7 protein-coding genes are annotated in these 7024 nt (G+C 50.8%); 1 reads left to right on the top strand and 6 read right to left on the bottom strand.

Annotated elements, in window-relative coordinates:
• A partial coding sequence (locus tag T518_RS10695) for an RNA-guided endonuclease TnpB family protein (RefSeq protein WP_036378817.1) occupies positions 1-544 on the bottom strand: 544 nt, incomplete at its 3' end.
• A 4-nt stretch (positions 545-548) separates the two neighbouring features.
• Positions 549-953 carry an IS200/IS605 family transposase gene (gene tnpA, locus T518_RS11700; protein WP_072003604.1) on the bottom strand — a complete coding sequence of 135 codons (405 nt, stop codon included), beginning with the start codon at positions 951-953 and terminating at the stop codon, positions 549-551.
• Between the two features lie 793 nt (positions 954-1746).
• Between tnpA and T518_RS12130 the strand changes: the two genes are divergently transcribed.
• On the top strand, positions 1747-2040 hold the full coding sequence (locus tag T518_RS12130) for a hypothetical protein (protein WP_162177251.1): 294 nt from the start codon (positions 1747-1749) through the stop codon (positions 2038-2040).
• A 222-nt stretch (positions 2041-2262) separates the two neighbouring features.
• On the opposite strand, the gene T518_RS12050 is transcribed toward T518_RS12130, so the two are convergent.
• From T518_RS12050 to T518_RS12485, 4 genes are all read right to left on the bottom strand, one after another.
• On the bottom strand, positions 2263-2631 hold the full coding sequence (locus tag T518_RS12050; RefSeq protein WP_162177250.1) for a hypothetical protein: 369 nt from the start codon (positions 2629-2631) through the stop codon (positions 2263-2265).
• 225 nt (positions 2632-2856) lie between these two features.
• Positions 2857-3078, bottom strand: coding sequence for a hypothetical protein (locus tag T518_RS10680; protein WP_036378810.1), 222 nt, complete (start codon positions 3076-3078; stop codon positions 2857-2859).
• Positions 3079-3377: 299 nt separating this feature from the next.
• A complete protein-coding gene (locus tag T518_RS12045) occupies positions 3378-5138 on the bottom strand; it encodes a hypothetical protein (RefSeq protein WP_155948174.1) in 1761 nt (586 codons plus the stop codon).
• 237 nt (positions 5139-5375) lie between these two features.
• Positions 5376-7024: putative barnase/colicin E5 family endoribonuclease (locus T518_RS12485; protein ID WP_428829231.1), on the bottom strand; the 1649-nt coding region annotated here is incomplete at its 5' end.

Genomic DNA, 7024 nt, shown 5'->3' with positions numbered 1-7024 from the left:
CGCCATTTGGATGAAGCAGCGCCGTTTTGTCCATCTCGACGCAAAGGGAAACAAAGTATGTTCCAGAAGCTGTGCGGCTGACTGTGGCATTCAGGATCCTGCCTTCAAACGTCCGACTTTGCTTGATTTTCACAAGGCCGACCTTCGGCAGCTTGATCCGGTTGCCTTCGATGCGGATGCCGTTTCCCTGATTGCGCGTCCGGTAGGACTGACTGCGACTATGCTTTGACTTGAAACGCGGATAGCCTGCTCTTTTTTGGAAGAAGTTCTCATAGGCGCGGTCAAGATTGCGCAGAGATTCCTGCAACGCCATGCTGTCTGCTTCGGAAAGCCAGGATGTATCCTCGCGCTTCTTGAGATCGATGAGGAACTGACTCGTCTTGACGTAAGTCAGAGAATGATGGTTCGCTTTACATTCATCACGACGAACCGCAAGAAAGTGGTTGAACACGAAACGGGCACAACCGAGCGTGCGGTTGATCAAACGTGCCTGCGTCTTATTCGGATAGATGCGAAACTTGTATCCCAGTGTGTATGTTTCCACATTCTCACTTCCTTTGCGATGTTTTCTGGCTCTCGATATACTGTTTGGCGATTCCCAAGGGAGCACCGCCTACTGTTGAGACAAAATAGGAATTTGTCCAAAGTGTCGGCAGTTTCGTTGTCAGCCAATGAAATTCTTGACGAAGTATCCGCGATGTCTTGCCCTTTATGGTTTTGACGGCCTTATGGATACCGAACTGCGGGTCAACTTCCAAAAGGAGATGAACATGGTCTGGCATGATCTCCATCTCAATGACCTCGAACGAATACTCCTCGGCAATCTGCTCAACAAGCTCCTTCAGTCTTGTATCTACACCGTTCACTAGAACTTTGCGGCGGTATTTCGGGCAGAATACGACATGATACTTGCATGAATAGACGAAAAAGCCAAAGCACCCCCTCCCTTTTATCGCCTATCACTTCATACTCAGTCGTACGACACTCTTACAAATAGGAACCTCTAAGCTGCCTATGCGGCAGTTAACAGTAGGCTTTTGCGCGAACAGCCTTATTCTGCTTGAGCTCACACCATCCAACACCTATTTAATGACGCGCATTATTCCATCTACAGCATCAGCTTCTAAAATACCATCGCAAGATTCATCCTGTTCAATGCTATACGAAATTCTTGTATACCGATTGTCTTTTGAGATAATCTTCGCCCACCCAAGCATTACATTCACTCCTTTAAATCCTGTATTTTTGCAATGCGAATAGTATCGGTTTTGCGATGCCGGATTTCCTCATAATACCGGCATCATGTTCGGTTGCCCTGTTGCCGAACGGATTCAATGCTCCACTTGCTTTGATTATATCACGCTTTACCCTAGGTTTCATTACCTCGGGCGAGTAATTCCTCGCAAGCGTTCTCCAGCCCTGCTCTGCCGTGTACTTCTTTTCCCCGGCCACGCCTAGTATCTACTGCCGGTGATAGACAGACTGGAAATCATCCCCGCACATGCGGGGCTCACTGCATCCTTGACACCAGACAACATTTCACGTATAGTTATCTCAGAAGGAACGTCATTCCCCGATAAGACGCGTTCCCCATCTTTGGGCACACGCGAATCGGGGAAAGCGTTCTTTTTTACGTATGATACTTCATACAGGATCATCCCCGCGCATGCAGGGCTCACTAAGCGTGGCAGGCCAAATATCGAAGGAATCGCACGATTCCAAGCCATACGCAAAAACGGAAGCATCGTGAAATTGACTGTACGCAAAATAAGAGATGATAAAAAACATCTCTATACGGTCGAACTTACGGATATGGAATTAGAAAGGCCATCGAAGTTAAGAACGCGCCTGGACGTTCCCTCGATGGCCCTGGAAGATGGGGAAAGACCCGCGAACCAGGCTCCAACGAGAAAGCCATCTTCCAACTCCAATATACTACGAAAGTCCGCTGAAGTAAACAAGAATCCGCTCATCCAGGGCGAATCCAATGCGCCGGTCAAGCTCAAGCCTAGCGAGCGGCCTGCATCTGCCGGACCGTGAAGGGCGGCTGCCTACTGCGACGCTAGGACCGAAGAAACCGAAAGGTCATTTCAAGGGTGACCGCGTGACGCGCGAGGGAATCTTCGAGCGTGCGCGGGAACTCTTCGGCGCAATCCGCACTGGGCGCACGGGCAGAGGGATAAACGGCCAGTATGACCGCGGCGCGGATGTGGCTCGCACGGCGCAGTATGGTCAGGGATCATCCCCGCGCATGCGGGCTCACTATCCACCTTCATCCTCTGCAGATGTATACTTCGTTACTGCCTTGTCTATTCCAAGTGCTTGCTGTATACTTGAGATAGAAAGAGAATGACTGGTGGTCATGGCGTGGTTGCCGCCTGCGTTGTCAGCGCGGATTGGGAAACCTGGATACCGACGCACGCCAGCTTCTCTTTTATTTTTTTCTAACCACGCATCAAGATTTTGATCTGTACTATAAAAGGCCGTGCGAACATAGACCAATCCATCCTTTGCAAATTCTGCAGCCACACCATACCATTTCTTAGGTGTGGCTATTTTTAGTGCAACGGATTCTCCACGTGGCCTTCTTGCCTGTCTTGATAAAACAGCTTCCTGAATCCCGTGTTTCATTCCCTGAAAGGGTGGATCATCCCCGCGCATGCGGGGCTCACCTGCACATTAATCTCATTGTAATCTCATTGACTACATTGCGATCCGCTGGCTACACATTGATCTTATTGTAATCTCATTGCCTACATTAAAATCCAGCTGTCTGGCACAACGGAAATTCGACGAAAATCAGCATACATCCGCTGCTCCTATTCATTGCACAAAATTGAATTTAGAAAAACATTTTCATTGATCTACATCGCGTTTGCGACGGAATACAATTTCATATCCAATTGAATCCAACAGTTTCGTCAGTAAACTATACTTCATTGTCTCATCATTAATCATTTTGTAAAAAGAAGGATTCTTAATATCTTTTTTGTATTTTACATTGTATGCTTTTAATGCATCTATCAATGTAATATCTTTACTTACACATATGACTCTTAGCTTATGTTTTAATGACATAGATTATCACTCCTATTACATACTATATATATGTATTATATATAATATGATTCACTATGTGAATCCGATGGTGTCCATTGCGAATGTACTTATGTTTTGACGCATTTGAAATTAAGAGTATTATTGTGATTAAGCGAGATAACTAATGAACATCGTATATAATCTATTATAATCCCTGTATTCGTCTATTATGGATATGTGACTATCTATCAAAGGATCATCCCCGCGCATGCGGGGCTCACTTGTGTTCATTATAGCACATTTGCAGATGGTTGGGATTATCCCCGCGCATGCGGGGCTCACTTGCTGCCACTGATCGCGTGTATCATCACGTCGGGATCATCCCCGCGCATGCGGGGCTCACCTTCAATCTTGCTGTCAGACAAGCGCTTCGAGTAAGTCTTCGGATGCTTATGCGCTTCGTTGACCATCTTGTACGCCTGACGCATCAGACGGCGGATTCGCGTGTAAGCTTCGGCGACATTCTCTTTCGTGCCGCTCTGGATAAGCTCTTCCTTTGTCCACTCTTTGCCCTCTGCGTCGCCGCTGAGCAGGATATCCGTCAGTTCCTCATAGTCGTTCTTGCTCTTGACGAGCTTCATAGCCTTGCCGAGTTTGCGCTGGTAATAAGACCGGCGCTCCGTCAGCACGTCCATAGCACGGACACCCATGCGGTAGAACTGACGGAAAGACTTGACGCGAGTAGCAACACGGGACGGAGAGGCAATCAGGTAATCAAGGATGCCAATACCCTCTTTCGCCTTTGCTTCCTCCGTGATGATCTTATCCGACTTGACACCCATGCGCTTACCGAGCTTAGACGCGACAGTCTTGATGAATAACTGTGCGCCTTTCTTTTCCTTCTCCTCTTCGGCTGAATAACGCGTTTCAGAATCTTCGATGGAAGTCCTGATATTCGCCTGTTCCTCGCTGTTACGGAAGATACGCGCATCGTAGTTCAATGATCCATCTTTATTCACGTAGAGATGACCGTTTCTATCCTTGACACTCTCAAGAAGTTCTGCTATAGTGAGCGTAGATGGAGTTCCTTCATGTTTATAGTGGCGCAGGACGCCGCTCTCTTGAAGGGCTCCATCTTTTATTATGTCATAAAACTTTGCCTCGCCAATACGAAACGCATGGCTATCTTTATTCCCTTCCTTTGCCACAATGCGGAATCGTACAAGCCTGTTCCCATCTTTTACAACTGAGAACATTTCAATGTATGATTGCTTCGTACCGTGTTTAAGATCACCGTGCTTCTCGATATATACACAGTTTCCAAGAATCTTTTCTGCAACAGAAAGTGCCTTTCTACGTGTTTTATCGAAGCGCACTGGATTATTAGATGAATGTACAAAATGCGTCCCGTCACTTACAGATGCAATCTTGCCATACCCATCCGAGCCAATAATGCGGAATGTTTTTCCAATCATGCTACGCGCTATGTCAGCCGCAGCATGATGATTATTGACATTCACCTTTGGCTCGTCTGTTACATCAACGATTGGTACTTCTGTATCTGGCCGCACTTCCTCATTCGTAACAAGGTAGCGATTATCACTACTCCCTTCGTTGAGAGGACGTTCCCACGCTTCGCCACTTGCCACTTTGCGGAACACATCGCTGGCGCTGTCAGCACCACGCACGACGCGCACAAGTTTAGCCGCCGCGTCCTTGACCTTCTGCCAGAGCTTGCCGTACAGCGTATGCTGGCCTTTCTGCTTCGCAATCATCCAGTCACGGTACTTGTCAGCCATGACCTCGTACACGTCGCGCTCCTTCGCCTCTTTGTCGTAGGCTTTGTGTAGTGCGGCCTTTTCTTTATCTGCCAGGCACATGTCGTAGACGGCATGAAAAGCCTCGTGGTAGGTCGTGCCCTTCCTGCCGAGCTGAGACAACTCGATGATAGCCTTACTGCCTACCGTGCGTTCCTTGCCGTTGATCTTGACATGCACCTCTGGCGCAAGGCCGTGTGCATCGCGAGCGTTTCTTTCTTCACTTTCCGTCACTTCGATGGACGGTACAATACTGACCGATACTTCTGCACCATTTGGCATAGAGAAAAGTACCTCGTGGCCATTATCGCGGACGTTCTTCGCATTCGGGAAAGCACTTGCCACCTCCTGCTTGATATCAGAGAGGGCGCGGGATCATCCCCGCGCATGCGGGGCTCACACGATCACAACAGCCGACTGGCTGCGGACGTGGGGATCATCCCCGCGCATGCGGGGGCTCACCTGGCCTGTACATCAAGCCAATTTTCCCTGCTGGGATCATCCCCGCGCATGCGGGGCTCACATGCTGCCGAGCTTGTCCGGCGCGGCCAGGCGGGGATCATCCCCGCGCATGCGGGGCTCACAAGGCATCCGAGGCAGACGTGCGGAAACCGAAGGGATCATCCCCGCGCATGCGGGGCTCACTGCCTCCGCGCGGTCATGCATGTATTCCTTGAGGAATTCCGCGATGCCTTCAGGCTGAAGCTCATCGAGACGGTAATGGTTGAGGAAGCCGTCTGGATACTTGCGGTCCAGCACATGCTTGAATTCTGCATCATACGTATGGCCAGCCTTGTCCGTGAGGCCGAGCAGCAGGTCAATCTTGTGGCCGATCTCGTGCCACATCGTATCGAACTGGCCATACTGCGCCGTGCGGGCCACATCTGCATAGCGGTCGTACTGGCCGTTGAGCCTTCTGCCCGTGCGCCCCGTGCGGATCGTGCCGAAGAGTTCCCGCGCGCTCTCGAAGATTTCCGCGCGTGTGACACGGTCGCCCTCGAAATGGCCTTCTGGCTTCTTCGGGCCGAGCGTAGCCGTAGGCAGTCGGCCTTCACGGTCTGACACTGGCGCAAGGCGCTCACCCGGCTTGAGTTTAAATGGCGAATTGGATTCACCCTGGACGAGCGGATTCTCGTTGACATTTGTCCGAGACTGCGATACACTTGAGGTAGAAGCAGGATCCCCTCCTCTTCCGCGACGAGTAAGCGTAGGCGCGGATGCAGTAGGCGCGGTTGAATCGTTACCTTCACCGCGTACATGGGTTCCTGCTTCTTTTGGTTTGATACGGTCATAGTCTTCCCAGCCCGTAAGCAGCCAAGAATTTTTTCCCTTTGCTGAACTCAAAACTGCAGTATAGCCATCATAATGTATACGAATTCTTTTTTCGCCTTGACCGTGCAAAGCTTTCTGCTCCTCGATATCCGTCCCTTTGGCAATCGTCTCCACAATCTTAGCAAGGATTCCCTCGCCACTCTCGGCCCCATGCTTGGCCAGGATATGCGCCAGGCCATAGCCCTTCTTGAATTTTGCGCCTTTGCCAGGCGTCCCCCAGAGAAAATCAATATAGCCAATATCCGGGCGATGCATAGCGCCGTGTACCGTCGTATCATTCCCTTTAGCGTGTTCTCGCAAGATGTATTCTGCGGCCTGATTTCCTCTCTGGATATTGCCCTCGATGGCGCGGTCGCTCATCGGCTTGACCTGATAGCGCTTGACCTGCGTATTGGGCTCAGGATGCACTGGAGCGGTCTGGCTTTTCTCGCCCTGTACCAGCGTGCCGGCATCCGCCTGATCCATCGCGCGGTCGAAGCTCTCCTCCGGGTGCTCGCGCATGTAGTCGCGCAGGACGCGCATATGGCTGAGTTCCCGGTCGAGCGTATCAAACTCCTCGATATCGTGCAGGCGGCTCTCTGCGAGGAATGGCAGGTCGGCCTTTGTCGGCTTGCGGCCCAGCTGCTTGTAGGCATCCTGATACCACTGCGGATTGTTGCTCTGCGCCCAGCGGCCGTTGATGTTGCCACGGTCATCCGTCGTGTAACCGATGTCCACGCCTTTGCCGCCCGGATTCTCCTGCATCAGGCGGACTTCCTCGTCGATCATGCGCTGGCGCTCTTTCTCGAGCGACTCGATGTAGGGATCATCCCCGCGCATGCGGGGCTCACTGCATC

Source organism: Mitsuokella jalaludinii DSM 13811 (assembly GCF_000702905.1).
Taxonomy (GTDB): Bacteria; Bacillota; Negativicutes; order Selenomonadales; family Selenomonadaceae; genus Mitsuokella; species Mitsuokella jalaludinii.
Note: the sequence above shows the minus strand (reverse complement) of the source record. Positions and strands in the feature narration are given on the sequence as shown.

What these genes read in the sequence shown, in the direction of transcription:
- T518_RS12045 (WP_155948174.1), bottom strand. Translation starts at nt 5,138, where the DNA reads ATGCCAAATGGTGCAGAAGTATCGGTCAGTATTGTACCGTCCATCGAA.
- T518_RS10680 (WP_036378810.1), bottom strand. Translation starts at nt 3,078, where the DNA reads ATGTCATTAAAACATAAGCTAAGAGTCATATGTGTAAGTAAAGATATT.
- T518_RS12050 (WP_162177250.1), bottom strand. Translation starts at nt 2,631, where the DNA reads ATGAAACACGGGATTCAGGAAGCTGTTTTATCAAGACAGGCAAGAAGG.